The sequence below is a fragment of the Paraburkholderia dilworthii genome, from assembly GCF_000472525.1.
Taxonomy (GTDB): domain Bacteria; phylum Pseudomonadota; class Gammaproteobacteria; order Burkholderiales; family Burkholderiaceae; genus Paraburkholderia; species Paraburkholderia dilworthii.
The window spans coordinates 187216-212568 of the sequence record NZ_AWZT01000007.1; the positions used below are offsets into that span (position 1 = coordinate 187216).

The 25353-nt window shown below is 62.8% G+C and carries 25 protein-coding genes; 8 read left to right on the top strand and 17 right to left on the bottom strand.

The annotated features are described in order from the left end of the window. Nucleotides 1-29: 29 nt before the first annotated feature. The 3 genes from F759_RS0109490 to F759_RS0109500 all read right to left on the bottom strand — a co-directional run bounded on the left by F759_RS0109490 (nt 30) and on the right by F759_RS0109500 (nt 2902). Complete coding sequence (locus F759_RS0109490; protein WP_027799640.1) at nt 30-818, bottom strand: TatD family hydrolase; 789 nt, start codon at nt 816-818, stop codon at nt 30-32. A gap of 94 nt (nt 819-912) precedes the next feature. After that, nucleotides 913-1656: a lipoprotein-releasing ABC transporter ATP-binding protein LolD gene (gene lolD, locus F759_RS0109495; RefSeq protein ID WP_027799641.1), complete on the bottom strand. Its 744-nt coding sequence runs from the start codon at nt 1654-1656 to the stop codon at nt 913-915. Then, nucleotides 1649-2902 (bottom strand): lipoprotein-releasing ABC transporter permease subunit, encoded by a 1254-nt coding sequence (locus tag F759_RS0109500; protein ID WP_027799642.1) that lies wholly within the window; start codon nt 2900-2902, stop codon nt 1649-1651. The genes lolD and F759_RS0109500 overlap by 8 nt, the downstream gene beginning before the upstream one ends. Nucleotides 2903-3470: 568 nt before the next feature. On the opposite strand from F759_RS0109500, the gene F759_RS0109505 reads away from it, so the two are divergent. From F759_RS0109505 to F759_RS0109525, 5 genes are all read left to right on the top strand, one after another. Further along, nucleotides 3471-4712 (top strand): hypothetical protein, encoded by a 1242-nt coding sequence (locus F759_RS0109505; protein ID WP_027799643.1) that lies wholly within the window; start codon nt 3471-3473, stop codon nt 4710-4712. A gap of 37 nt (nt 4713-4749) precedes the next feature. Continuing rightward, nucleotides 4750-6456, top strand: a complete 1707-nt coding sequence (gene recJ, locus F759_RS0109510; RefSeq protein ID WP_027799644.1) for a single-stranded-DNA-specific exonuclease RecJ — start codon at nt 4750-4752, stop codon at nt 6454-6456. A 165-nt stretch (nt 6457-6621) separates the two neighbouring features. Further along, nucleotides 6622-7726, top strand: a protein-coding gene (gene prfB, locus F759_RS40740; RefSeq protein WP_152530612.1) for a peptide chain release factor 2 whose coding sequence is annotated in 2 segments (ribosomal slippage) — nt 6622-6702 and nt 6704-7726 — 1104 coding nt in all. Because the reading frame shifts where the segments join, the coding sequence is not laid out codon by codon here. Between the two features lie 170 nt (nt 7727-7896). After that, a complete protein-coding gene (lysS, locus tag F759_RS0109520; protein ID WP_051377195.1) occupies nt 7897-9453 on the top strand; it encodes a lysine--tRNA ligase in 1557 nt (518 codons plus the stop codon). A gap of 251 nt (nt 9454-9704) precedes the next feature. Further along, nucleotides 9705-10451: a glycine zipper 2TM domain-containing protein gene (locus tag F759_RS0109525; RefSeq protein ID WP_027799647.1), complete on the top strand. Its 747-nt coding sequence runs from the start codon at nt 9705-9707 to the stop codon at nt 10449-10451. Between the two features lie 92 nt (nt 10452-10543). On the opposite strand, the gene iscX is transcribed toward F759_RS0109525, so the two are convergent. The 10 genes from iscX to F759_RS0109580 form a co-directional block, all read right to left on the bottom strand. Further along, on the bottom strand, nt 10544-10741 hold the full coding sequence (iscX, locus tag F759_RS0109530; protein ID WP_013588918.1) for a Fe-S cluster assembly protein IscX: 198 nt from the start codon (nt 10739-10741) through the stop codon (nt 10544-10546). A 15-nt stretch (nt 10742-10756) separates the two neighbouring features. Further along, nucleotides 10757-11098, bottom strand: coding sequence for an ISC system 2Fe-2S type ferredoxin (fdx, locus tag F759_RS0109535; RefSeq protein WP_027799648.1), 342 nt, complete (start codon nt 11096-11098; stop codon nt 10757-10759). Between the two features lie 143 nt (nt 11099-11241). Beyond that, entirely contained in the window at nt 11242-13113 is a 1872-nt protein-coding gene (gene hscA / locus F759_RS0109540; protein ID WP_027799649.1) for a Fe-S protein assembly chaperone HscA, read from the bottom strand. 97 nt (nt 13114-13210) lie between these two features. Then, complete coding sequence (gene hscB / locus F759_RS0109545) at nt 13211-13738, bottom strand: Fe-S protein assembly co-chaperone HscB (protein WP_027799650.1); 528 nt, start codon at nt 13736-13738, stop codon at nt 13211-13213. 155 nt (nt 13739-13893) lie between these two features. Then, the gene (gene iscA / locus F759_RS0109550; RefSeq protein WP_027799651.1) at nt 13894-14217 is read right to left on the bottom strand and encodes an iron-sulfur cluster assembly protein IscA; all 324 of its coding nucleotides are present in this window, start codon (nt 14215-14217) and stop codon (nt 13894-13896) included. Nucleotides 14218-14348: 131 nt separating this feature from the next. Continuing rightward, a complete protein-coding gene (gene iscU / locus F759_RS0109555; RefSeq protein WP_027799652.1) occupies nt 14349-14762 on the bottom strand; it encodes a Fe-S cluster assembly scaffold IscU in 414 nt (137 codons plus the stop codon). A gap of 71 nt (nt 14763-14833) precedes the next feature. Next, the gene (locus F759_RS0109560; RefSeq protein WP_027799653.1) at nt 14834-16057 is read right to left on the bottom strand and encodes an IscS subfamily cysteine desulfurase; all 1224 of its coding nucleotides are present in this window, start codon (nt 16055-16057) and stop codon (nt 14834-14836) included. A 73-nt stretch (nt 16058-16130) separates the two neighbouring features. Then, nucleotides 16131-16664, bottom strand: a complete 534-nt coding sequence (gene iscR / locus F759_RS0109565) for a Fe-S cluster assembly transcriptional regulator IscR (RefSeq protein ID WP_027799654.1) — start codon at nt 16662-16664, stop codon at nt 16131-16133. A gap of 131 nt (nt 16665-16795) precedes the next feature. Then, the gene (locus F759_RS0109570) at nt 16796-17293 is read right to left on the bottom strand and encodes a low molecular weight protein-tyrosine-phosphatase (protein WP_027799655.1); all 498 of its coding nucleotides are present in this window, start codon (nt 17291-17293) and stop codon (nt 16796-16798) included. Nucleotides 17294-17475: 182 nt separating this feature from the next. After that, complete coding sequence (locus F759_RS0109580; RefSeq protein WP_027799656.1) at nt 17476-17715, bottom strand: hypothetical protein; 240 nt, start codon at nt 17713-17715, stop codon at nt 17476-17478. A 265-nt stretch (nt 17716-17980) separates the two neighbouring features. On the opposite strand from F759_RS0109580, the gene F759_RS0109585 reads away from it, so the two are divergent. Continuing rightward, entirely contained in the window at nt 17981-18493 is a 513-nt protein-coding gene (locus F759_RS0109585; protein WP_027799657.1) for a hypothetical protein, read from the top strand. A 227-nt stretch (nt 18494-18720) separates the two neighbouring features. Here F759_RS0109585 and F759_RS0109590 read toward each other — a convergent pair whose 3' ends face one another. Continuing rightward, nucleotides 18721-20136, bottom strand: coding sequence for a lactate utilization protein B (locus F759_RS0109590; RefSeq protein ID WP_027799658.1), 1416 nt, complete (start codon nt 20134-20136; stop codon nt 18721-18723). Between the two features lie 10 nt (nt 20137-20146). Next, nucleotides 20147-20869 (bottom strand): (Fe-S)-binding protein, encoded by a 723-nt coding sequence (locus F759_RS0109595; protein WP_027799659.1) that lies wholly within the window; start codon nt 20867-20869, stop codon nt 20147-20149. A gap of 179 nt (nt 20870-21048) precedes the next feature. Between F759_RS0109595 and F759_RS0109600 the strand changes: the two genes are divergently transcribed. After that, nucleotides 21049-21861: an IclR family transcriptional regulator gene (locus F759_RS0109600; RefSeq protein ID WP_027799660.1), complete on the top strand. Its 813-nt coding sequence runs from the start codon at nt 21049-21051 to the stop codon at nt 21859-21861. Between the two features lie 97 nt (nt 21862-21958). Here the strand turns inward: F759_RS0109600 and pbpG are convergent, their stop codons facing one another. Further along, complete coding sequence (pbpG, locus tag F759_RS0109605; protein ID WP_027799661.1) at nt 21959-23140, bottom strand: D-alanyl-D-alanine endopeptidase; 1182 nt, start codon at nt 23138-23140, stop codon at nt 21959-21961. Nucleotides 23141-23904: 764 nt separating this feature from the next. Between pbpG and F759_RS0109615 the strand changes: the two genes are divergently transcribed. After that, the gene (locus F759_RS0109615; protein ID WP_006051259.1) at nt 23905-24477 is read left to right on the top strand and encodes a phasin family protein; all 573 of its coding nucleotides are present in this window, start codon (nt 23905-23907) and stop codon (nt 24475-24477) included. Between the two features lie 347 nt (nt 24478-24824). Here F759_RS0109615 and F759_RS0109625 read toward each other — a convergent pair. Further along, a partial coding sequence (locus tag F759_RS0109625; RefSeq protein ID WP_027799663.1) for an FAD-dependent oxidoreductase occupies nt 24825-25353 on the bottom strand: 529 nt, incomplete at its 5' end.

Genomic DNA, 25353 nt, shown 5'->3' on the forward strand with positions numbered 1-25353 from the left:
GCGAACCACTCGTAAATCAATGAGGTTGATTATGCAGATGAAAGCGCGAGCCGCGGCAGCGCGGCGAGCGCGTTAGCCGTTGTGCCTAGGGCGGCTTCGTTGACGGCCATGCCCCGCAATTGCGCGAGGCCCGCGCCGATGCCGGGAATCTGCTCGGGCGAGTTGCGCTGCTTATAGATCCACGACGGCGCAATATCCGGCGCGTCGGTTTCGACCACGAGCGCCTCGAACGGTAGCTGTTCGGCAAGCCGGCGAATCTGCCGCGCGCGCTCGAAAGTCAGATTGCCGCCGAAGCCCAGATGAATGCCCTGGTCGATATACGCCTGCGCCTGTTGGAAGCTGCCGTTGAATGCGTGCGCGATGCCGCGGTGAATCTGATGTCGGCGCAATCCTTTGATGACCTGGTCCTGCGATTTGCGCACATGGCAAATCACGGGCAAATCGAATTCGCGCGCAATCTGAAGCTGGCCGTTGTAGAAGAATTGCTGGCGAGCGTCGTCGAGGCCGTCCACGAAATAATCCAGGCCAATTTCGCCGATGCCGATAAAGCGCGGGTCGTCGAGGCTCGCCTCGATTTCCGCGCGCAGCAGTTCAAGGTCGCGTTCCTCTGCGGATGGTGTGAAGAGCGGATGAATGCCCAGTGCGTACGCGCCGCCGTCGAAACGGTGCGCCAGTTCGCGCACAGCCGCGAAGTTCTGCCGGCCGATGGCCGGAATCACGATACGCGCCACGCCCGCGCTCTTCGCCGCCGCCGCAACGTGCTCGCGGTCGGCGTCGAATTCGGAAGCGTCGAGATGGCAGTGCGTATCGATCCACATGACTTGCCTCGCTAACGGAGCGGATTGAGCGGCCCGCATCGGTGTTCGCGACGCGGCCCGCGTCGAGCGTTGCAAGCCCTGTGCCGCCTCGCCGTCACACCGGGACCGGCGGCTCTTCGTGCAAAACGCCTTCGCGCAGCCGCATGATGCGATCGCACCGCCCCGCCAGTTCGGGGTCGTGCGTGACGATCACAAAACTCGTCTCCAGCGTGCGCGACAGTTCGAGCATCAGGTTGAAGACGGTGTCGGCGGTGCCCCCGTCCAAGTTGCCGGTCGGTTCGTCGGCGAGCACGCATGCCGGCCTCGTGACCAGCGCCCGCGCGATCGCCACACGCTGACGCTCGCCGCCCGACAGCTCGCCCGGCCGATGTTTCGCGCGATGCGCCATGCCGACCCGCTCCAGTACCGCGAACGCCTCGCGGCGCGACGCCTCGGTCGTCATGCGGCGAATCCGCAGCGGCATCGCGACGTTATCGAGCGCGGAAAATTCCGGCAGCAGATGATGAAACTGATACACGAAACCGAGCGCTCGATTGCGCAAGTCGTTGCGTTCGCGCTCGGAGAGCTTCGTGAACGGCTTGCCCATCACCGAGACGTGGCCCGCGCTCGGATCGTCGAGGCCGCCGAGCACATGCAACAGCGTGCTCTTGCCCGAACCCGATGCGCCGACAATCGCGAGTTTCTCGCCGCGCCGAACGTTCAGTTCAGTGTTGTTGAGCACCTGCACATTCAAACCGCCCTGCACGAAGGACTTCGAAATGCCGGTCGCTTCCAGCACATAGGGATGCGGCGCGATTTCCTGAGCGGTCATGGGTAAAGTTGCGGAACGGTCATTCATAGCGCAGCGCCTCCGCGGGACGGACCTTGGCACCGCGCCAGCTCGGATAAAGCGTCGCCACGGCCGACATCGCGAATGCGATGATGCCGATTCGCGCGACGTCGGCGGGAATCAGTTCGGACGGCAGTTCGCTGATGAAATACACCGACGGCGGCAGGAACTGCACACCGATCATATGTTCGATCATCGGCACGAGCCACGGGATGCTCCACGCGATCAGGCAACCGAGCGCCACGCCGGTTGCCGTGCCGATAAAGCCGATCGTCACGCCCTGCACGACGAAAATTTTCATGATCGAGCCAGGCTGCGCGCCGAGCGTGCGCAGAATCGCGATGTCGGCCTGCTTGTTGGTCACGGTCATTACGAGCGACGACACCAGATTGAACGCCGCGACCGCGATGATCAGCGTAAGGATGATGAACATCATGCGTTTTTCGATCTGCACGGCCGAGAACCAGGTCTTGTTCTGCTGCGTCCAGTCGCGGATGTACAGGTCGCCCGACAGGCTGCGCGCAAGCTGATGCGCAACTTCGGGCGCGCGCTGCATGTCGGTCAGGCGCAGCCGCACGCCGGTCGGCGCGGGCAGCCGGAACAGCGCCTGCGCGTCCTTGATGTTGATCAGTGCGAGCGTGCTGTCGTACTCGTAATGCCCCGACTCGAAGATGCCCACCACCGTGAACTGCTTCAGGCGCGGCAGCATGCCGGCCGGCGTGATGGTGCCTTCGGGCGCAACCAGCGTGATCTTGTCGTTGACCGCCACGCCGAGGTTGGTTGCGAGGTCCGCCCCCAGCACGATGCCGAAGTCGCCCGGCACGAGATCGGTCAGCTTGCCGCCTTTCATCTCCTTACCGATGTCGGATACCTGCGGTTCTAGCGTCGGCTCGACGCCGCGCAACGCGACACCGCTCACGGCGTCCTGACGTGTGAGCAGCGCCTGCGCTTCGACATAGGGCGCCGCGCCGATCACTTCCTTGTTCTGACGCGCTTCCTGGGCCGTGAGCTGCCAGTTAGGCATCGAGCCGGTCGGGGAAAAGATTTCGACGTGCGCGAGCACCGACAGCATCCGGTCGCGCACTTCTTTCTGGAAGCCGTTCATGACCGACAGCACGACGATCAGCGCGGCCACGCCGAGCGCGATGCCCGACATCGAAACCAGTGCGATGAAGGAGATGAAGCCGTTGCCGGTCGTGCGTTTGCCGGCGCGGGTGTAGCGCCAGCCTATTTGCCATTCGTAGGGAAATTTCAAGCGAGTCCTTTTCTGCGTTCTTCGGCTACTCTCGGCCGCCGTGCGGCGCTGTTGCGTGCCGGTGCGTCCGCAGTTGCGTCTGCATTCGCGTCGCGAGCGCGGCCCGAGTGTCCTGATCATTGGTGTCGCGGCAATCCGGATGGTTCCGGTCTGACCTTGCAGCGCAAACCCGCCCGGTATTGCCGATGCCGCCACCGTCAACCAAGCGCGAAGTTTGCCATACAATGCCGCGCTGCCGCGCAATGGAGGCTGTCCGGGGGCTTTGCAAGGACCGCCCGGAGTGCTGGGTTCCGGGTTCGAATTGCCGGATTGCCGGATTGCCGGATTGCCGGATTGCCGGGTTTGCCGGGTTTGCCGGGTTTGCCGGGTTTGCCGGGTTTGCCGGGTTTGCCGGTTGCGGTTGCAGGACCGCTTGGTTCCAGGACCAGTTGATTCCTGGACCGCTTCGTTGCCGAGCCGCTTGGCGCCAGGCACACACGCCCGCCGGGCCTTGCCACGGCCGCCCCGCGCAATATCGATGCGCGCAACCGCACGCACCCATCGAAAGCGCCGCGCGCTTTGCCCTACAATGCGCAGCATCATGCACGCCGACCGCCTTCATCTTCTGCTTCCATTCGCGCTGCCCGCCGCAGCCGACGCCTCCACTGCCCTGCACGACATCCGGAGCCCGGCGCTCGACCGGCTGGTCGCCCGCGCGACGCTCGTGGAGCGCGTGATCGGCGAGGACTTCCAGCGCACCCTGCCGCACGAGCGCTGGATCGCGCGTCAGTTCGGCGTCTTGACCACTGGCATGACAAGCCCGACAAGCCCGACAGGCGCAACGAATGCGAGCTACCCGAGCGACTCAACCGGCGCGGCAACCGCCGACGAAGCGCCGCTCGCGCCCTACATGCTGCGTGCCGACGGCGGCGAGCCTGGCGACGCGACGTGGGCGTGCGTGCAGCCAGTGCACGTGCGCATCGCGCATGACCACCTGGTGCTGATCGATCCGGCATCGCTCGAACTGTCCGATGAAGAGGCGAGCGCGCTGCTCGCCGTGGCCCGCCCGCTGATCGAGGAACTCGGCGTGCGCATCGAAGCGCCGAAACCCGCGCGCTGGTATCTGTCGGGAGACGGCTTCGGCACGCTCGCCGGCGCATCGCCGCTGCGCGCGAGCGGCCGCAACATCGAAATCTGGCTGCCGCACGAAGCGCATTCCGGCGAGCGTTCGCGTGCGTGGATGAAGTTGCAGAATGAAGTGCAGATGGCCTGGTTCGAGCATCCCGTGAACGAAGCGCGCGAGGCGCGCGGTCTGCCCGCCGTCAATTCGATCTGGTTTCATGCGCAAGGCGCGGCGCGGCCGGTGCAAAGTCCCTTCGCGCGCGTTTTCTCGGACGCCGCCGCGACGCGCGGCCTCGCAATGACAGCCGGCGTGCCCGTCGGCGCGCCGCCCGCTTCGTTCGCGGCGCTGTTTTCGCTGGCAGACCGCCCGGGCGAAAACGTGAGCGGTGCAACGGCAAACCACTCGATCGGCCGCGCGAATAACAAGCAAGCCAACGCTACGAGCCACGCGCTAAACACCATGCTGGTCGAACTCGACCCATTTTCCGCGCCGTACATCGAACAGGACTGGGCGCGCTGGAACACGGCCTTCGCGGCACTGCAAGGCGACTGGCTCGAACCGGCGCTCGAAGCGCTGCAATCCGGTGCGCTTGCCGAACTCGGCCTGACCTTGTGCGGCGACACGGGCTCGGTCACGCTCAGCATCACGCGCGGCGATTTGCGCAAATTCTGGCGACGGCGCGTGCTCGCCTCGCTCTTCATCGAATGATCGATTGCATGACCGACCCTACGGACGGCCTTTCAGAATGACCCGAATCGTTACGCGCGCCTGTTCTCCTGTCGACGCCGAAATTCTCGTGCGCCACGGCCTGCATCCGGTGCTCGCGCGCCTGTATGCCGCGCGCGGCGTCTGCCTGCCCGACGAAATCGAAACCGGCCTCGCGCGCCTCGTGCCGCCCGTCGCGCTGAAGGGCTGCGAAAACGCTGCCGTGCTGCTCGCCGACGCGATCCAGCAAAAGCGCCGCATGCTGGTCGTCGCCGATTACGATTGCGACGGCGCCACCGCCTGCGCGGTCGCCGTGCGGGGCTTGCGCATGTTCGGCGGCCAGATCGACTATCTGGTGCCGAACCGCTTTGAATACGGCTATGGCCTCACGCCGGAGATCGTCGCGCTGGCCGCGCGCAATGCGTCGGGCAAGCCGGAACTGCTGATCACGGTCGATAACGGCATTGCGAGCGTGGACGGCGTCGAAGCGGCGAATGCGCTCGGCATCGACGTGCTCGTCACCGATCATCACCTGCCCGGGGACCAGTTGCCGGCCGCACGCGCAATCGTCAATCCGAATCAGCCGGGCTGCGAGTTTCCGAGCAAGTGCATTGCGGGCGTCGGGGTGATGTTTTACGTGCTGCTCGCGTTGCGTGCCGAATTGCGCCGGCGCGGCGCGTTCGGCCACGATTTTCCGGAGCCGCGTCTGGACGGCCTGCTCGATCTCGTCGCGCTCGGCACCGTCGCGGACGTCGTGAAACTCGACGGCAACAACCGCGTGCTGGTCGCGCAAGGTTTGCAGCGCATTCGCAAGGGAAAAATGCAGCCCGGCATCGCCGCCCTCTTTCGCGCCGCCGCGCGCGACGCCCGCAACGCGTCCGGCTTCGACCTCGGCTTCGCGCTCGGGCCGCGGCTGAACGCGGCGGGACGCCTGTCGGACATGTCGCTCGGAATCGAATGCCTGACGACTGACGACGTCGGCCGCGCATGGGAACTCGCACAGCAACTCGACACGATGAACCGCGAGCGCCGCGAGATCGAAGCCGGCATGCAGCAGCAGGCGCTCGACGACCTCTCGTTGATCGACCCCGACGGCGCGGCCACCATCACGCTGTTCAATCCGGCATGGCATCAGGGCGTGATCGGCATCGTGGCAGGACGGCTGAAGGAGAAATTCCACCGGCCCTCGTTCACCTTCGCGCTCGCCGACGACAGCGGCCAGCTCGTCAAAGGCTCGGGGCGCTCGATCGCGGGCTTTCATCTGCGCGACGCGCTCGATCTGATCTCGAAGCGCGAGCCGGGCATGATCGTCAAGTTCGGCGGCCACGCGATGGCGGCAGGCCTGACGCTCGCAACTGCCGACGTGCCGCGCTTCACGGCCGCGTTCGAAGCGGTCGGCCGCGAGTGGCTAACCGACGACGCGCTCTCGCGCACCGTCGAAACCGACGGCGAACTGGAGGACGCGTACTTCACGCCGCAGTTCGTCGAAATGCTCGACGCCGCCGTCTGGGGCCAAGGCTTCCCGGCGCCGGTGTTTTCGGGCGAATTCGACATCGCCTCGCAGGCGCTCGTGAAGGACAAGCACCTGAAGCTGCAACTCGTGCGCGGCCGCCAGCGCTTCAACGCGATCTGGTTCAATCACACCGATACGCTGCCCGCGCGCACCACCGTCGCGTATCGGCTCGCGAGCGACACGTGGAACGGCGTCTCGCGCGTGCAGCTGATCGTCGAGCACGCGGCGAGCTAGAGCGCCCTTCAACGGCTTCCCCGACGCCGCCGCGCGAAACCTGCCGCGGCGTCGAAAATCCCCGCAAAATCAACCCCAAACACCGGCCGGATCGCCGATGCGCCTGCGGCGTGGCGCGCCGATCGGCTATAATTTCCCCTTTTTACGAAGCCACAAAAGATCGACATGGAAGCGGAACGTCTTAACGCGATCGAAGCCTCTCTGGCGGACCTGCGCACACGCGCAGCCGACCTACGGGGGTATCTTTGACTACGACGACAAAGCACTGCGTCTAATCGAAGTCAACCGGGAACTCGAAGACCCGGACGTCTGGAACGACTCGAAGCACGCCCAGGCGCTCGGCCGGGAAAAGAAACTGCTCGACGACACCGTCGGCAAACTCACGTCGCTTCACAACGACTTGCGCGACGCGCAAGAGCTGTTCGACATGGCGCGTGAAGAAGGCGACGACGAAACGCTGATCGCCTGCGAAGCAGATGCGCAAGCGCTCGAACAGCGTGTCGCCGACATGGAATTTCGCCGTATGTTCGCGAACCCGGCCGACCCGAACAACGCGTTCCTGGACATCCAGGCCGGCGCGGGTGGCACCGAAGCGTGCGACTGGGCGTCCATGCTGCTGCGCCAGTATTTGCGGTATTGCGAACGCAAGGGCTTCAAGACGGAAGTGCTGGAGCAGACCGACGGCGACGTCGCGGGCATCAAGAACGCCACGATCAAGATCGAAGGCGAATACGCTTACGGCTTCCTGCGCACCGAGACCGGCGTGCACCGGCTCGTGCGCAAGTCGCCGTTCGACTCGTCGGGCGGCCGTCATACGTCGTTCTCGTCGGTGTTCGTATATCCGGAAGTCGACGATTCGATCGAAGTGGACATCAACCCGGCCGATCTGCGTATCGATACCTACCGCGCGTCGGGCGCGGGCGGGCAGCACATCAACAAGACCGACTCCGCGGTGCGTATCACGCACATGCCGTCGGGCATCGTCGTGCAGTGCCAGAACGACCGCTCGCAGCACCGCAATCGCGCCGAAGCAATGGCCATGCTGAAATCACGTCTGTACGAAGCGGAAATCCGCAAGCGTCAGGCCGAGCAGGACAAGCTTGAAGCGGGCAAGACCGATGTGGGTTGGGGTCACCAGATCCGCTCGTACGTGCTGGATAACAGCCGTATCAAGGACCTGCGCACCAACGTCGAAATCAGCAATACGAAGAGCGTGCTCGACGGCGATCTCGATCCGTTTATCAGTGCGAGCCTGAAGCAAGGCGTCTAAGTGCGACCGGCGCGGCACGCAAGGCCGCGCCGTATCTTTTTACCGCCTGAGGTCTGTCACCGACTGGCTGTCCGCAAGCGGGCCACAGCAATATGAGCGCCGATAGCCGCTCGCGGATTGCAGGCCACCGAATGCTGACCACCGATGCGGACCACGAATACCAAACCATCATGAACGAACCGATCCAGCCTAATGCGGCCTTGCCTGATGCGGCACAGCCGAACCTCGCGCCCGAGGTGGACGACAACAAGATCATCGCCGAGCGCCGCGAAAAGTTGCGCGAGTTGCGTGAGCAAGGCGTCGCCTATCCGAACGATTTCCGTCCCACGCATCATGCTGAAGATCTGCAAACGCAGTTCGAGCACACCGACAAGGAAGCGCTCGAAGCGAACCCGCTCGAAGTCGCCATCGCCGGCCGCATGATGCTCAAGCGCGTGATGGGCAAGGCAAGCTTTGCGACCGTACGCGACGGCTCGGGCCAAATCCAGTTCTTCATCACGCCGGTCGATGTCGGTCAGCAAACGTACGACGCCTTCAAGAAGTGGGACATGGGCGACATCGTCGCGGCGCGCGGCGTGCTGTTTCGCACCAACAAGGGCGAGCTGTCGGTGCGCTGCACCGAACTGCGCCTGCTGTCGAAGTCGCTGCGTCCGCTGCCCGACAAGTTCCACGGTCTGTCGGACCAGGAGATGAAGTATCGCCAGCGCTATGTCGACTTGATCGTCACACCGGAAACGCGCAAGACGTTCGTCGCGCGAACGAAGGCGATTTCGTCGATCCGCAAATTCATGGCGGAGGCCGACTTCATGGAAGTCGAAACGCCGATGCTCCACCCTATTCCCGGCGGCGCGGCGGCCAAGCCGTTCACCACGCACCACAATGCGCTCGACATGCAGATGTTCCTGCGCATCGCGCCTGAGCTGTATCTGAAGCGGCTGGTGGTGGGCGGCTTCGAGCGCGTCTTCGAGATCAACCGTAACTTCCGCAATGAGGGCGTCTCCGTGCGCCACAATCCGGAATTCACGATGATCGAGTTCTACGCGGCCTACACGGATTACAAGTGGGTGATGGATTTCACCGAGCAGCTGATCCGCCAGGCCGCGATCGACGCATTGGGCACCGCGACGATCACGTATCAAGGGCGCGAGCTGGATCTGGCGAAGCCGTTCCATCGTTTGACGATCTCCCAGGCCATCCAGAAATACGCGCCGCAATACACGAACGAGCAGCTGGCCGACAGCACGTTCCTTCGCGCGGAACTGAAGAAGTTCGGCGTGGACGCGTCGCAGCCGCAGTTCCTGAATGCGGGCGTGGGCTCGCTGCAACTCGCGCTGTTCGAAGAGACCGCCGAGTCGCAATTGTGGGAGCCGACGTACATCATCGACTATCCGGTCGAGGTATCGCCGCTCGCGCGCGCGTCGGACAAGGTCGAGGGCATCACCGAGCGCTTCGAACTCTTCATTACCGGACGCGAAATCGCCAACGGCTTTTCGGAGCTGAACGATCCGGAAGACCAGGCGGCGCGCTTCAAGAAGCAGGTCGACCAGAAAGACGCCGGCGATGAAGAAGCCATGTTCTACGACGCCGACTATATCCGCGCACTCGAATACGGCATGCCGCCGGCGGGCGGCTGCGGTATCGGCATCGACCGTCTGGTTATGATGCTCACCGACAGCCCGAGCATCCGCGACGTGATTCTTTTCCCGCATCTGCGCCGCGAAGACTGAACGTTACGCGGCTCGTGCGCGCTTGCGTACGGTTTAGAAAACGCCCGGCTCTCATGCCGGGCGTTTTGCGTTGTGCGTAGCGGTCAATGGGTACGACGGCTGGACGGTGTGTAACCATCGGTAAAAGGCGCGTCGCGGGGCTGCGGGAAAGCGCCGTTTCCAGCAAATCGTTACAATTAGAAACGTCCACTGGATCGATTTCCCGGAGACTTGGTCTCATTAAAATCACTCTGCCAAAGACGGAGGCCAATATGGATAAACCCAACACGCAAGTGGCGCAGCCGGTATCGTCTGCACCGCAGCGGCGGCTTCATCCGCTCATCGCGACTGCTGCCGGGGCTGTGATTATCGCGAGCCTGGTTGCGACGGCGGCGATGACGGGCATGTTCCCCAAGGCGTCGAGCAACGGCGAACCGACGAACCAGACTCAGGCGGCCCAGATTCTGCCGCAGAGCGGCCAGCCGGCCGTGGTTGATTCCGCTGCACCGGCGAACCCGTCGGCGCAACGGAGTTCCGGTCAGATCGCACAGCAGTCCGCGCCGCAGCAAGCCGAGCCGCAACCCGCGCCGGCACCATCTCCCGCGCAGCAACAATACGTTCAGCAGCAACAGGCACAGCCCGCGCCACAATACGCTCAGCAGCATCAGCCCACGCAGCCGGCCTACTGCGCGAGTTGCGGCACGGTCGTCGCAATCTCGGCGGTGCGTCAGGAAGGACACGGCACCGGCATTGGCGCGGTCGGCGGCGCGGTGGCCGGCGGCGTGGTCGGCAATCAGTTCGGCAGCGGCAATGGGCGCACGGCGATGACGCTGCTCGGCGCGCTCGGCGGCGGGCTCGCCGGCAATTCAGTCGAAAAGCATATCCGCAGCAGTACCTCGTATTCGGTGCGAGTGCGGATGGAAAACGGCAAGACGCGCTACTTCACCTATCACGAAGCGCCGCCGTTCCAGCAGGGGCAGCGCGTTCGCGTGCAGAACGGCACGCTCGTCGCGGATTAACGCTGCGCATCTGACGTGCATAAAAAAGGCGATTCCAATGGAATCGCCTTTTTCTTTACCGCAGCCGCATCAGCGCAAGCCGCCTCGCGAACTCAGTAATCCGCGTCTTCAATCCATGCAGCCTGAATCGCCTCGAGGATTTTTTCATTCGACCGGTTCGGATCGTCGTCGAATCCTTCCAGTTCGGTGACCCAGCGGTGCAAGTCGGTGAAGCGCACCTGCTGCGGATCCACGTCCTGATGCTTGTCAGTCAGGGCCATCGCGATGTCTTGCGTATCGGTCCACTTCATGGCTGCGTCCTCCTGTTAGTGATTTTCCTTCGCGTGATTGATCGAGTAACGCGGGATTTCGACGACCAGGTCCTGCTCGGCCGGCACCATCGCCTGGCACGACAGACGCGAAGCCGGCTCGAGCCCCCACGCCTTGTCCAACAGATCGTCCTCGTCTTCCTCGGACGGCGTCAAGGCGGCGAAACCCTCACGCACGATCACGTGACAGGTCGTGCATGCGCACGACTTCTCGCAGGCATGCTCGATTTCGATGCCGTTATCGAGCAGGTTGTCGCAAATGCTCTTGCCGGGCACGGCTTCGATCACCGCACCTTCCGGGCACAGTTCGACGTGAGGCAGCACAACGATTTGAGGCATACATTTTCCGTTTGGGTCTGAGGCGCGGCCTCAAACAGGCTTCGCACCATTTTACTGGCGACGCACGGAGTTTTTAAGTCCGCGCGTCGCGCTTTCAGTTTTTGCGGCGAGCCGCCGCTTGCCGACGCTAGCCGCGCGAGGCTTCAGATCTCGTCGAGCTTGCGGCCGGCCAGCGCGCGGCGAATGCCCTTGTTCATGCGGCGAGCGGCGAATTCGTCGGTGCCCTCGGCGAGCGTTTTCGTTGCCGCTTCGATTGCGTCGACGTCGTCGCTCTGTGCGACTGCGCGCAAACCGTTCAGCAGCGCGTCGAGTTCCGCGCGTTCGCTGTCGTCGAGCAGTTCGGCGTCGGCGGCTAGCGCGGCGTCGGTTGCTTCGACGAGACGCCGCGCCTCGACCTGCGCCTCGCGCAGCGCGCGGGCGCGCATATCGACTTCTGCGGTCGAGAAGCTGTCTTCGAGCATCCTCGCAATGTCGTCGTCGGCGAGACCGTACGATGGCTTCACGACTACCGACGCCTCCACGCCCGAGCCGAGCTCGCGTGCGAACACGGACAGCAGGCCATCCGCGTCAACCTGATACGTCACGCGGATGCGCGCGGCGCCGGCCGCCATCGGCGGAATGCCGCGCAGCTCGAAGCGCGCGAGCGAGCGACAGTCGCTGACGAGCTCGCGCTCGCCTTGCACGACGTGGATCGCCATCGCGGTCTGGCCGTCCTTGAAGGTGGTGAAATCCTGCGCGCGCGCGACCGGAATCGTCGAATTACGCGGGATGATCTTCTCGGTCAGGCCGCCCATCGTCTCCACGCCGAGCGACAGCGGAATCACGTCGAGCAACAGCCAGTCGTCGCCGTCCGCGCCGCGGTTGCCCGCAAGCAGATCGGCCTGGATCGCGGCGCCGAGTGCGACGACCTGATCCGGATCGAGATTGGTCAACGGCGGCTTGCCGAAGAACGATTCGACCGCGCGGCGAATCACCGGCATGCGGGTCGCGCCGCCGACCAGCACGACGCCCTTGATCTCTTTCGTCGTCACCTTTGCGTCGCGCAACGCCTTTTTCGTGGGACCGAGCGTGCGTTGCACAAGCGCCTGAGTGATGGCCTCAAAAGTGGCTTCCCCGATCGTCAGATCGATCCTGGTGCCGTTGGAAAGCGTCACGGCGAGGGTAGCTTCAGGCGCGTCCGACAACGCCTCCTTGGTCGTGCGAACGCTGTCGAGCAGCAGACGCACGTCTTCCGGAGCCAGCGATTGCGGCGCGATCCCCGCCTGCTGCAACACATGGCGATACAACGCGTGGTCGAAATCGTCGCCGCCAAGCGCCGAGTCGCCGCCTGCCGCGAGCACTTCGAACACGCCTTTCGTGAGCTTCAGAATCGACAGGTCGAACGTGCCGCCGCCGAGGTCGTAGACGGCGTACAAGCCTTCGGAGCCGTTATCGAGACCGTAGGCAATCGCGGCCGCAGTCGGCTCGTTCAACAGGCGCAGCACGTTCAGGCCTGCGAGACGCGCGGCGTCCTTGGTCGCCTGGCGCTGAGCTTCGTCGAAGTAGGCCGGCACCGTGATTACTGCACCGACCAGTTCGTCGCCGAGCGTGTCTTCGGCGCGCTGGCGCAGCGTCGCGAGAATTTCCGCCGACACTTCGACCGGGCTCTTCACGCCGTCGACGGTACGGATCTGCACCATGCCGGGCGCGTCGATGAAATCGTAGGGCGCGTTTTCGGCGCCCTCCACTTCCGCCTTGCCGCGTCCCATGAAACGCTTGACCGAGACGATCGTGTTGCGCGGATCGGTTGCGGCCTCAGCCTTGGCCGCGCGGCCGATGCGGCGGCCGCCCTTTTCGAGGTAGCGCACCACCGACGGCAGCAGCACATGGCCGTCTTCGTCGGGCAGCACGTCGGGCACGCCGCTGCGCACGGCGGCGATGAGAGAGTTGGTCGTGCCGAGGTCGATACCGACCGCCAGGCGCCGCTGATGAGGCGCCGGCGCCATGCCGGGTTCGGAGATTTGCAGTAAGGCCATCTGGATCTTCTCGGAGCCGTGAGACTCCGTCCTGAATGTTGCGTTGCTGGATGTAATGCCAAAGCCGCTTTGCACCGATGCAATGCGGCGAGCGACGCTAGTTCTCGAGCCGCTCGATCTGCGTGCCGATTTCCGCCGCCACCCGTTCGATAAACATCAACTGCCGCACCGCCTCGCCCGCCGCCTGATTTGCGCCGCTGTCGAGCAACGCGCCGAGCTTGTCGAAACGCACGCGTTCTTCGTCACGCAATTCGATGAGCAACGCGTCGAGCGCATCGACGTTCTTTGCAGCGGCGGCGTCTTCAATGCCTTCGCGCCACTCCATCTGCTGCATCAGGAACGCCGGTTCCATTGCCGTGTTGTCGTGCGCACCGACGTCGATGCCACGCAGATGCAACAGGTACGTCGCGCGCTTTAACGGATCGCGCAGCGTTTGATACGCCTCGTTCGTGCGCGTCGCCCATTGCATTGCGATGCGCTTTTGCGCGTCGCCGGCTGCCGCGAAGCGGTCCGGATGCACTTGCGCCTGCACCGTGCGATATGCGTGATCCAGCGCAGCCGGATCAAGCGCGAATTGCGCGGGAAGACCAAACAGGTCGAAGTGGCTGTCGTTCAGCGAGGCCATCGGGTCAAAAAATTCCGTCTTTAAAAACGCATATGTGCGAAGGTGCACGGCGCGGTCGGACCAGGAGCGAGGCAGACGCGCCGCGCGAATTCGCGGAGCAAACTAAAAAGGCGGCCCGCGCCGCCTTTTGTCCGCTGCACGCGGAAATGTTCGAGTTAGACGCGGAACGACTCGCCGCAACCGCACTCGTCTTTCACATTCGGATTGTTGAACTTGAAGCCCTCGTTCAGCCCTTCACGCGCGAAATCCAGTTCGGTTCCGTCGATATAAGCGAGGCTCTTCGGGTCGACAATGATCTTCACGCCGTTGCATTCGAACACCTCGTCCTCGGGCGCGAGTTCGTCCACATACTCGAGCTTGTAAGCCAAGCCGGAGCAGCCGGTGGTGCGCACACCCACGCGCAGCCCCACGCCTTTACCGCGACGGGTCAGATACTTCTGGACGTGCTGTGCTGCCTTTTCGGTCAACGTAATTGCCATAGCGTTTCTCATTGCGCGGTGCGTGCCGACGCACCGCTACCCTGCCTGCATCAAATGTCGCTCATGCCTGACGGCGCGTCTTTATCGCGCCGCCCGCCTGCCTTCATCCAATCGCTCCCGAACCTAAAGCTTCAAGCGTGTTGCTTGTCGCTTTCTTCGACCGTTGCGCCGTGACGTTGCTTGTAGTCGGCGACCGCTGCCTTGATCGCGTCTTCCGCGAGAATCGAGCAGTGGATCTTTACCGGCGGCAACGCGAGTTCTTCGGCGATCTGCGTGTTCTTGATCGACATAGCCTGATCGAGCGTCTTGCCCTTCACCCATTCGGTGACGAGCGAGCTCGACGCGATCGCCGAACCGCAGCCGTACGTCTTGAACTTCGCGTCTTCAATGGTGCCGTCCGCGCCCACGCGGATCTGCAGCTTCATCACGTCGCCGCAAGCGGGCGCGCCGACCATGCCGGTGCCGACCGTGTCGTCGTCTTTCGCGAACGAACCGACGTTGCGCGGGTTTTCGTAGTGGTCCAGAACCTTGTCGCTATAAGCCATGATTACACTCCTTGATTCGTTTCAATCTGCGTGTCTGATGAACTGCGCGATGATTTAAACCAACTGGCGCGTCAGTGCGCTGCCCACTGGATCGTCGAGATGTCGATGCCGTCCTGGTGCATTTCCCACAGCGGCGATAGATCGCGCAGCTTCGAAATTTTCGTCGTCAGCAGATTGATCACATAGTCCACATCCTGCTCGGTCGTGAAGCGGCCCACCGTAAAGCGGATCGAGCTGTGTGCAAGCTCGTCGTTACGGCCGAGCGCGCGCAGCACATACGACGGTTCCAGCGAAGCCGATGTGCACGCCGAGCCCGACGACACCGCCACGTCCTTCACCGCCATGATCAGCGATTCACCTTCGACGAAATTGAAGCTGATGTTCAGGTTGTGCGGCACACGCTTTTCCATGTCGCCGTTCACATACACTTCTTCGATCTCCGACAGGCCGCGCAGCAAGCGGTCGCGCAGCATGCGAATGCGCTCGTTTTCCGTTGCCATTTCTTCGCGCGCAATACGGAATGCCTCGCCCATGCCGACGATCTGATGCGTCGCCAGCGTGCCCGAACGCATGCCGCGCTCGTGACCGCCGCCGTGCATCTGCGCTTCGATACGCACACGCGGCTTGCGGCGCACGTACAGCGCGCCGATACCCTTGGGACCGTAAGTCTTGTGCGCCGAGAACGACATGAGGTCGACCTTCAGCTTTTGCAAATCGATGTCGATCTTGCCGGTGGCCTGCGCCGCGTCCACGTGAAAAATAATGCCTTTTTCACGGGTGATTTCGCCGATTGCCTCGATGTCCTGAATCACACCGATCTCGTTGTTCACCGACATGATCGACACCAGAATGGTGTCCGGGCGGATCGCGGCCTTGAACTTTTCGAGGTCGATCAGACCGTCGTCCTTGACGTCCAGATACGTGACTTCGAAGCCTTCGCGCTCCAGTTCGCGGCAGGTGTCGAGCACGGCCTTGTGCTCGGTCTTCACCGTGATGATGTGCTTACCCTTGCTCTTATAGAAGTGCGCGGCGCCCTTGATCGCGAGATTGTCGGACTCCGTTGCGCCCGAGGTCCAGATGATTTCGCGCGGGTCGGCGTTCACCAGCGCCGCGACATTCTCGCGCGCTTCTTCGACTGCGCGCTCCGCCGTCCAGCCATACGAGTGGCTGCGCGATGCGGGGTTGCCGAACTGCTCGCGCAGAAACGGAATCATCTTGTCCACCACGCGCGGATCGACCGGGGTCGTGGCGCTGTAGTCCATGTAAATGGGCAGGTGGGGAATGTCGTTATTCATCTATCGCTCCGGGGACGTCGTGTGCTCTGGCTTCTGAATTCGCTATCGGGCTGCGGTGATGTCGCGCCGCGCTTTACGAACCGGCCATGTTGAAAACGGAATTGGGCCCTCTGGGCGCCACGCGAACTGGCTCGACCGCCGCCGGCGCCTCGCTGCGCCGGTCGCGCAAGACAGCCGGCGCGCCTTCGCGCGAACGCTGCTGATCGACCAGGTCTTTCAGGGAGACAGAATCCAGGTACTCGACCATTTTCTGGTTCAGCGTGGACCACAGCTCGTGAGTCATGCAGTGGCCGTCGTGCTGCTTCGTGCCCTCGCATGAACCCTTGCCGCCGCACTGGGTGGCGTCGAGCGGCTCGTCTACCGCGATGATGATGTCGGCCACCGTCACGTCTTCGGCACGGCGGGCAAGGTTATAGCCGCCGCCTGGTCCGCGCACGGACTCGACGATTTCATGGCGACGCAGCTTGCCAAACAGCTGCTCGAGGTACGACAGGGAGATATGTTGGCGCTGGCTGATACCCGCAAGCGTCACCGGGCCCTGCTCCTGGCGCAGCGCCAGGTCAATCATCGCCGTGACGGCGAAACGGCCTTTCGTGGTGAGTCTCATATGTATGGGGAACCGCAATTCTCGACAAGTTTTGTCAAGTATAAATACATGAGCGATTTAGTCAAGTATCCCTATCGCGATTTGGGTCATTGCTTAATTGTTGGCGTGCCCATTTCAGGTGCGCAGTGCGCCTACCCCATTAATTGGGGACGCAGCGCCGCAATCAGGCCGCGGCAGGCAGCTTCGCATTGGTCGAGAACCTGCTCGAAGCCTTCGGCGCCCCCGAAATATGGATCGACAACTTCGCGCGAGCCACTCCAGCGAGCGTCGGTTTCGGGCACGAACTCCATCAGCAGACGAATCTTGTCCTGCTGACCCGGCGGGCACACGTGGTGTAGCGCGGCCACGTTTTTGTCGTCCATTGCGATCAACAGGTCGAAGCGGTCGAAGTCGATGCCGGCGATCTGCCGTCCGCGCAACGCTGCAAGGTCGTAGCCCCGGCCGCGCGCCGCGTGCTGCGCGCGCTCGTCCGGCGGCTGGCCGATGTGCCAGTCGCCGGTGCCGGCAGAGTCGATCAGAATACGTTCGCCGAGCTTCGCCTCTTCGACCAGACGGCGCATCACGCCTTCCGCGGTCGGCGAACGGCAGATGTTCCCGAGGCAGATAAAGCAGATGGACACAGTTTTCATCGAAGGCTTCTTCTTGACGCGTCACAACGCAGTGAGGATGCGAACGGCCGCAAACAACGGCATGCGGCAGCACGACGGCCGCATTGCTAAGATCGCCCGCCAGCCGCGCGGTGCCGCGATTATACAAAGCCGCGCACAATCTCGCCGGCCGCTGCGCCGCTTCCGCGCGATCATTCGTTAGCTCACGATGCCTGCGGCAGCGGCAACGCCGTGACGGCGCGCAGGGGCTTGTCCGGCGCCGACGAAGCATCGTCGATCATGCCGTAGGAGACAGCGCGCGCGAGTTCGGCGGTCAGGCGATCTGCCGCCAAAGGCGCCTGCGTGGAACGCGAAGCCGCGTCGCCGCAAATACGCAAGCTTGCTACCGTCGCCAATGCGAGGACGAGTGCGACAGGCCAGTACACCGCTATTGTCTTTCTCATGATGTCGTTCTTCCGGGAGGTGGCTCGCGAGCTCAGCGCTCACTATGCCTATTTCGAATCCTATAGAAAGAGGCAATCGAGAGTAACCCGTCGCAGTGCGATACAGCGTTGCCCCAAATGGAACAGTGAACCGAGTGAGGCCCAACGCCCCTGCGGCGTCAGGCTGGCACGAAAAATAAGTCATTACAAAAGCATACAAAGCTACCGCGACAGATCCGGATAATTGCGGTCTTATAGATATGAAACCTTCCGCCTTGGGCTTGAAATGAAACGCTTCGCACCTTTCGCCGCTGTCGCCGTCGCCGCTCTTCTGGGCGGCTGCGCCGTGTATCCGGACGGCACCCCGATGTACAGCAACGGCTACAGCACTTATGACGGTTACGATGGCTACGGCGTGCCGGTCGCCCCCCAGACGAACGTCTACATGGGCTACAGCAATTACTACGGGCCAGGATATTACGACGGTCCGGGCCGATATTACGGCCCGGGGCCAGGGTATCGCGGTTATCCCGGACACCCTTATCACGACGGAGACCATGGCAACCACGGCGGCAATGGCGGTTCGCGCGACCAGCCTGGTGGCGGCCCGCCGCCTCACGGTGCGGCGGCCGGTCCGCGGGGGCCGAGCGGGTCGAATGCACCGCGGCCTGCGGCCGCGCCGCCGCCCGCGCCAACGCCAACACAGCAGGCAGGCGGCGGAGGCGGCCGGGGCAATGGCGGCGCGCCGGTGGTTAGAGGAAATCCGAATCGCCCGTCGGGCGGCCCGACGGATCACTAAGCCGCTCTTCAGCGGCTAGACGAGGCGCGACGTGATTTGCCATGCGCCGCCGCCTGCTATGAAGTTGTTCCTGCGCAATCGACATCAAGGTGAGCAACATTGCGTGAGCGCGGCGAGCCCGCCGGCCAGCTAGACGAAAACGGTTGGCGGCGCCGTCATGCGGATGGCCGCGGGCCGTCAACCGCCCACCCATCCGCCGTCAGCCGTCAGCCGTCAGCCGTCAGCCGTCAGCCGATATGACTGCGCTGGGCGGCATATAACTCCCTGAAAGTACGTCCGACCGGCGCGGGCATCTCGCGCGTATCGGTCCAGCCGGCGCCCGCCAACGGCAGCTTGGCGATCGACCGATTGCGCCCACCCATGCGCTCCAGCACCCGCACCGCGAGCTTCGTAACGAGGGCATAAGCGTCCGGATGCATCGCCAGAAAGCCCCACACGGCAAGACCCGCCCGCTCCTTCCACGGACGCAGGCGTCGCTCGACCTGCTTCTCGCGCAGTTTGCGCAAGAGATCGGATAGTGGAATGCCGACTGGGCACACGCTATTGCACTCGCCACACAGCGTGGCGGCCTGCGGCAGATCCAGCGCCTTGTCGAGGCCAACGTAGCTGGGCGTCAACACCGAGCCCATCGGACCCGGATAGACCCAGCCATACGCGTGGCCGCCCACCTTCTGATACACCGGGCAATGGTTCATGCACGCGCCGCAGCGAATGCAGCGCAACATCTCCTGGAAATCACCGCCGATCAGCCCCGTGCGCCCGCCGTCGACGAGCACCACGTACATATGCTCGGGCCCGTCCTGATCGCCCTCGCCTCGCGGCCCGGTCAGCACGGAAAAGTAATTGGACATGGTCTGCCCGGTGGCCGAGCGCGGCAGCAGACGCATGGCCGTGGCCAGGTCTTCGAGTGTGGGCAGTACCTTCTCGATGCCGGTGACGGCAACATGCACGCGCGGCATGACAGTGCACATGCCCTCGTTGCCCTCGTTGGTGACGAGCACCACCGAGCCGGTTTCCGCGATCACAAAGTTGCCGCCCGTCACGCCCATATCCGCACTCATGAAGTGCGGGCGCAGTACCTGCCGGGCTTCGAGCGTCATGTCCGGGATTTCGGTAAGACGCGGCCGGCCATGTGTTTTTGCGAACAGGTCGGCGATCTCGTCCTTATCCTTATGGACGACCGGCGCGATGATGTGACTCGGCGGCTCATTGCCGTTGATCTGCAGAATGTATTCGCCCAGGTCGGTTTCGATGGATTGCACGCCCATTTGCCCGAGCACTTCGTTCAGGCGCATTTCCTCGGTGACCATCGACTTGGTCTTGATCACCTTCTTTACGTCGTGCCGGCGCGCAATGTCGCCGACGAGCCGCGCCGCCTCCTGAGTGGTTTCCGCAAAGAGCACCGTGACCCCGCGCCGGGCTGCCTCGCGCTCGAAGGTTTCCAGCCACACGTCCAGATTTTCCAGCGCGCGATTGCGACGCTCCTTGAGCGCTGCGCGGGTGGCTGCGAAGTCGATCGCCGTGAGCGCCGTGGCGCGTGCGGAAACGAACTTGGTGGACAGCTTGGTCAGGTTCTGTTGCAGCCGCTGGTCCGCGAGTTTCTGACCGGCGCGCGCTTTGAATTGCATCGACTCGATTTGCATGGCGATCTCCTCACACGTCCCCGGCCAGCACTTGCGCGATGTGCAGCACGCGCGTGGCCGTATCGCCGGTACGCCTCAGACGCCCTTCGATATTGAGCATGCAGCCCAGGTCGCCAAGCACGACCGTGCCAGCACCACTCTCGCGAATATTGGCGCACTTTTCGTCGACGATCGCCGTGGAAATGTCGCCATATTTGACCGCGAACGTGCCGCCAAAACCGCAGCAGTGCTCGCAACCCTTCATCTCCGTCACCGCCACGCCCGCCTGAGCGAGGAGTTCGCGCGGCTGGGCCTTCACGCCAAGCTCGCGCAGGCCGCAGCATGAGTCATGATACGTGACCTGCCCCGAGAACTCGCCCGGCTGCAATTGCGCATGCGCGACATTGACGAGGAAATCGGTAAGTTCGAACACCTTGGCGCGCAGCCGGCCAAAGCGGTTCATCAGTTCGGGATCGTCGGCAAAGAGGTCGCCGTAGTGCGTGCGAATCATGCCGCCGCACGAGCCCGAGGGCACCACCACGTAATCGAACTGTTCGAACTCGCGCAGCGTCTTCTCGGCAAGATCGCGGGCAATGCGCCGCTCGCCCGAGTTGTAAGCGGGTTGTCCGCAGCACGTTTGCGCCGGCGGCACGATCACTTCAAAACCCGCGCCTTCGATCAGCTTGATCACCGAGAATCCGATTTCGGGCCGCATCAGGTCGATCAGGCAGGTGACGAACAATCCGACTCGCATGAGCCCTCCTCCGGGAAAACGTCCCTGATTATCCGCTGTTTGGCGCACAATACCAACGTCCAGAAGGCGTGGGACGAAGGTCTCGCTGAATTCGAAGCGCTCTTCCAACTGCGTTCGCTTTTTTCACGATACGAGATACAATCAGTTTCCGCTGTTTGACGCGTCAACCGATTCTTCTTATGAGCGACACGAACCCGGATCCCAAAACCTCGATCCAGGTGATCGAACGCATGATGCGCCTGCTCGACGCACTCGCCGCGCATAGCGACCCGGTCAGCCTGAAAGAACTTGCCATCCGCACGGAACTGCATCCGTCCACCGCGCACCGTATCCTGAACGACATGGTGATGTGCCGTCTGGTCGACCGGTCCGATCCCGGCACGTACCGGCTCGGCATGCGCCTGCTCGAACTGGGCAATCTCGTGAAAGCGCGCCTGTCGGTGCGCGACGCGGCGCTCACGCCGATGCGCGAACTGCATCGCCAGACGGGGCAGACGGTGAACCTGTCGGTGCGTCAGGGCGACGAAATCGTGTACATAGAACGCGCGTATTCGGAGCGCTCCGGCATGCAGGTAGTGCGAGCCATCGGCGGACGCGCGCCGCTGCATCTCACGTCAGTGGGCAAACTTTTTTTAGCCGCCGACGAATCGACGCGTGTGCGCGCGTACGCAACGCGTACGGGCTTGTCCGGCCACACGCAGAACAGCATCACCGACCTCGCCAAGCTGGAGCGCGAACTGTCGCATGTACGCCAGCAGGCCTGCGCGCGCGATAACGAAGAGCTGGAACTGGGCGTGCGCTGCATCGCTGCGGGAATCTACGACGATACGGGTAAGCTCGTCGCGGGTTTGTCGCTCTCCGCGCCGGCTGACCGGCTTCAGGATTCCTGGCTCGGACAAATCAGCCAGACTGCGCTTGTCATTTCTGAGGCGCTCGGGTATCGGCCACAAGCTTCGCAGGCTCATGGCCATCATTCAAACTCACATGCGTGATCCGAGAACCTCGCGCTGAATGAAAAAAGCCCCGCAACGGATGCGGGGCTTTTTTATTGCCGACAGCTGTCGGCCAACCAGCCGAAAATGAACCCGCTCAGGTGCCGGGTCCGCCAGCGTCCGCGCTCGTGATACGCGCCTGATCGCCGCCGCTATCGAGCCACGTGCGCAGCCGCGTGGCATCCGCAAACCGCGAATACTTGCCCGACGAATCGAGCAGGACCAGCACCATCGGGCGGCCGTGAATATTGGCTTGCATTACGAGGCATTCGCCTGCTTCGTTGATGAAACCCGTCTTCTGCAGACCGATGTCCCACGTCGGATTACGCACGAGCGCATTGGTGCTGTTGTAAGCCAATGTACGCTTGCCGGTGTACACCTCGTAGCTGTGATCCGTGGAGAACCTGCGGATCAGCGGATATTGATACGCCGCGTTGACCATTTTCACGAGATCGCGCGCGCTCGACACGTTCTGGCTCGTCAAACCAGTGGGGTTTTCGAAGTGTGTGTCGGTCATGCCGAGTTGACGCGCCTTCGCGTTCATCGCTGCTAGGAATGCCGGGCGGCCGCCCGGGTAGTAGCGCGAGAGCGCTGCGGCGGCGCGGTTTTCCGATGCCATCAGCGCGATGTGCAGCATGTCTTCGCGCGAAAGCACCGAGCCTACCGACAGGCGCGAACCGGTGTTCTTTTCGTAATCGCGATCTTCGTCCGTGACTTCGAGCTGATCGGTCATCGGTTCTTTCGAATCGAGCACGACCATTGCAGTCATCAGCTTGGTGATGGACGCGATCGGCACCACGGCGCGCGAGTTCTTGTCAAAGAGCGGCTCGCCGGTGTTCTGATCGACCACGTACGCGACGCTCGAGCGCAGCATCAGCGCGTCCGGCGTTTCGTGCAGGCCGAACGCCTGGCCGACGGTCGGCTGCCGCGGCTCATACGCGACGCGCCGCACCACCGAGCGATGGCGGCCGTTCGAGGTATAAGTCACGCGCTTGCGCTTGACACTCGCGCGGGGCGCGTCGTCATCGGCGGCGGCGGCTTTTGCCACGGCGCCCTTGCCGGCTCTGGCAGCCTTGCTCGACACCTTGGCGGTGGCGGCAGGCTTCTTCGCGGTCCTGGCGTGTTTCGAGGTTTTTGCCGATGCAGCAGGCGTAGCGGCGAAAGTGCTCACCGGGGCGCTCAGCGCGGCCGCGAGAATCATGGAAGCGGCCACCGACAACGCGGTGCTGCGCGCCGCGCCGTGGATCACTTTCAGCGACGAAAACATGTCGGTTTTCATGGGTGTTCTGTAGGGAGCGGCGAGAGGTTTCCGCAAGTGTAGTAAAACAACGAAAAATTAGCAATTTGAAGCACTTATACGTGCTCCTTAAACCGGCTTGTAAGCTCCGATCGCAAAAATACAAATAAGTGCCGCGCTTCGATCGAAAAAAACGATCAACGCGCCGTGCGTCGCCGCCCTCGTCACGCTCAAAAAGGGCATGATCCTTTAAGCATAACGGCAATTTCGAGACAACCTTGATGAGGGGAAACACGGCCGCGGCAGAAGACGAGGGTCTTGCGCCGCCGGGCAGCATCAAAAGCAACCGCCTGTATGTGTTAAACACCCGCTGCAAATCACAGACGCGCATTCGACCGGGATCAACGATTAACGTTCCGTGACACTTTACGGTTTACATGGATTCGCTCGTGCCGCGACCTTTTGTTAATTAGTGACGCGACGTTTGCCTTGGCGTCCCGTTCTTGGCCGAAAACGCGTTAATTACCGGAACAAATTACCGCCTTGCGTCGCACGAGCCTAGTGCGACAGTCAATTCGACCTGAGTCATGGGTCTGTCATGCCTGCCGCATAACATATTGTTTTCTAAGCAGTTTCTTAAAATTGTGCAACGCACAAAAAAGACTTGACATTCATCGGCGCCATCTTAAAATGGAACCCATTGCTGCGATGCACAATACATCGCGGTCCGGGCAGACGAAGCTATGCGTCTCGCCATTACCCAATGCGGTCCGCAAAGATCGGCCGCGATCCAGGAGCGTAAAACCATGACTCTGCTGACCCCCGAGCAATTCGCTGCAGCCCAGAAAGCCAACTTTGAAACGCTGTTCGGCCTGACGACCAAGGCATTTGAAGGCGTCGAAAAGCTGGTTGAACTGAACCTGCAAGTCGTGAAGTCGACGCTCGCGGAAAGCCAGGAAAACGCGCAACGCGCGCTGTCCGTCAAAGACGCGCAAGAGTTGCTGGCCTTGCAAGCGAGCCTCGCACAGCCGGTCGCTGAAAAGGCCCTGTCGTATGGCCGTCACGTGTACGAGATCGTTTCGGCAACGCAAGGCGAGTTTGCCCGCGTAGCTGAAGCGCAATTCGAAGAGCAGAACCGCAAGGTCCAGTCGCTCGTCGAAAACGTCGCAAAGAATGCACCGGCCGGTTCGGAAACCGCTGTCGCCGTGATCAAGTCGGCCATCACCGCCGCCAACACCACGTACGAAACGGTTCACAAGGCGACCAAGCAAGCTGTCGAAATCGCGGAAAGCAACTTCAACGCAGCCGCTACGGCCGCGTCGAAGGCAGCTTCGCAAGCCGCCGCGCAGGCATCGCGCTCGGCCAAGAAGCCGGTCTAAGCTTTCGGCTACTCCGGGCGTGACCCGGAGGCATATTTACGCCGGCCCAGCTTCCTGCTGCGCCGGCGTTTCTGTAAGCAACAGCGTCGTGCCGTTGCCGCTCACACGGTTTAATTGGCCGAACGCTCCGATACGTCGAATGACGTATCGTTTGCCCGGCGAAGCGCCGGGATTTTTTTGCGCGGAAACTTGGCGAGCACGCTTGTAGCCGCAACCTGTCGCCCAAGCATTCCCAGCTGACCCGATGGCTGGTCAAACGGAAACGCAAAGAGAAACGGCGCGCCCCGCAAAGGGCGCGCCGTTTTTTTGTCGGCGCCATCCGCACGGATGCGGATGCGCTGAGCGCATTACTTCTTTTTCTGCGGCGGCAAATCGGTACACACGCCTTCGTACAGTTCGGCGGCCATGCCGATCGATTCGCCGAGCGTCGGGTGCGGGTGAATCGTCTTGCCGATNTCCGTNGCATCCGCGCCCATTTCGATTGCGAGGCACACTTCGCTGATCAGGTCGCCCGCATTCAGACCGACAATCCCGCCGCCGATCACGCGATGCGTTTCCTCGTCGAACAGCAGCTTCGTGAAGCCCTCGTCGCGGCCGTTGGCGATCGCGCGGCCTGAAGCAGCCCACGGGAATACTGCCTTGCCGTACTTGATGCCTTCAGCCTTCAACTGGTCTTCGGTNTTGCCGGCCCACGCCACTTCAGGATCGGTGTAGGCCACCGACGGAATCTGCAGCGCGTCGAAGTACGCCTTCTCGCCGTGAGCCACTTCGGCGGCGACGTGAGCTTCGTGCACGGCTTTATGCGCGAGCATCGGCTGGCCGACGATATCGCCGATCGCGAAGATGTGCGGCACGTTGGTGCGCATCTGCTTGTCG

Excerpts from the sequence above, each read along its gene's own strand:
- lysS (WP_051377195.1), top strand. The coding sequence starts at position 7,897 with ATGAACGAACCGATCCAGCCTAATGCGGCCTTGCCTGATGCGGCACAG.
- iscX (WP_013588918.1), bottom strand. The coding sequence starts at position 10,741 with ATGAAGTGGACCGATACGCAAGACATCGCGATGGCCCTGACTGACAAG.
- hscB (WP_027799650.1), bottom strand. The coding sequence starts at position 13,738 with ATGGCCTCGCTGAACGACAGCCACTTCGACCTGTTTGGTCTTCCCGCG.
- recJ (WP_027799644.1), top strand. The coding sequence starts at position 4,750 with ATGACCCGAATCGTTACGCGCGCCTGTTCTCCTGTCGACGCCGAAATT.
- iscA (WP_027799651.1), bottom strand. The coding sequence starts at position 14,217 with ATGGCAATTACGTTGACCGAAAAGGCAGCACAGCACGTCCAGAAGTAT.
- F759_RS0109595 (WP_027799659.1), bottom strand. The coding sequence starts at position 20,869 with ATGCGAGTCGGATTGTTCGTCACCTGCCTGATCGACCTGATGCGGCCC.
- pbpG (WP_027799661.1), bottom strand. The coding sequence starts at position 23,140 with ATGAAAACCGACATGTTTTCGTCGCTGAAAGTGATCCACGGCGCGGCG.
- F759_RS0109600 (WP_027799660.1), top strand. The coding sequence starts at position 21,049 with ATGAGCGACACGAACCCGGATCCCAAAACCTCGATCCAGGTGATCGAA.
- F759_RS0109570 (WP_027799655.1), bottom strand. The coding sequence starts at position 17,293 with ATGAAAACTGTGTCCATCTGCTTTATCTGCCTCGGGAACATCTGCCGT.
- F759_RS0109525 (WP_027799647.1), top strand. The coding sequence starts at position 9,705 with ATGGATAAACCCAACACGCAAGTGGCGCAGCCGGTATCGTCTGCACCG.
- F759_RS0109585 (WP_027799657.1), top strand. The coding sequence starts at position 17,981 with ATGAAACGCTTCGCACCTTTCGCCGCTGTCGCCGTCGCCGCTCTTCTG.
- F759_RS0109615 (WP_006051259.1), top strand. The coding sequence starts at position 23,905 with ATGACTCTGCTGACCCCCGAGCAATTCGCTGCAGCCCAGAAAGCCAAC.
- F759_RS0109490 (WP_027799640.1), bottom strand. The coding sequence starts at position 818 with ATGTGGATCGATACGCACTGCCATCTCGACGCTTCCGAATTCGACGCC.
- F759_RS0109560 (WP_027799653.1), bottom strand. The coding sequence starts at position 16,057 with ATGAATAACGACATTCCCCACCTGCCCATTTACATGGACTACAGCGCC.
- F759_RS0109505 (WP_027799643.1), top strand. The coding sequence starts at position 3,471 with ATGCGCAGCATCATGCACGCCGACCGCCTTCATCTTCTGCTTCCATTC.
- fdx (WP_027799648.1), bottom strand. The coding sequence starts at position 11,098 with ATGCCTCAAATCGTTGTGCTGCCTCACGTCGAACTGTGCCCGGAAGGT.
- iscR (WP_027799654.1), bottom strand. The coding sequence starts at position 16,664 with ATGAGACTCACCACGAAAGGCCGTTTCGCCGTCACGGCGATGATTGAC.
- hscA (WP_027799649.1), bottom strand. The coding sequence starts at position 13,113 with ATGGCCTTACTGCAAATCTCCGAACCCGGCATGGCGCCGGCGCCTCAT.
- lolD (WP_027799641.1), bottom strand. The coding sequence starts at position 1,656 with ATGAATGACCGTTCCGCAACTTTACCCATGACCGCTCAGGAAATCGCG.
- F759_RS0109580 (WP_027799656.1), bottom strand. The coding sequence starts at position 17,715 with ATGAGAAAGACAATAGCGGTGTACTGGCCTGTCGCACTCGTCCTCGCA.
- iscU (WP_027799652.1), bottom strand. The coding sequence starts at position 14,762 with ATGGCTTATAGCGACAAGGTTCTGGACCACTACGAAAACCCGCGCAAC.
- F759_RS0109590 (WP_027799658.1), bottom strand. The coding sequence starts at position 20,136 with ATGCAAATCGAGTCGATGCAATTCAAAGCGCGCGCCGGTCAGAAACTC.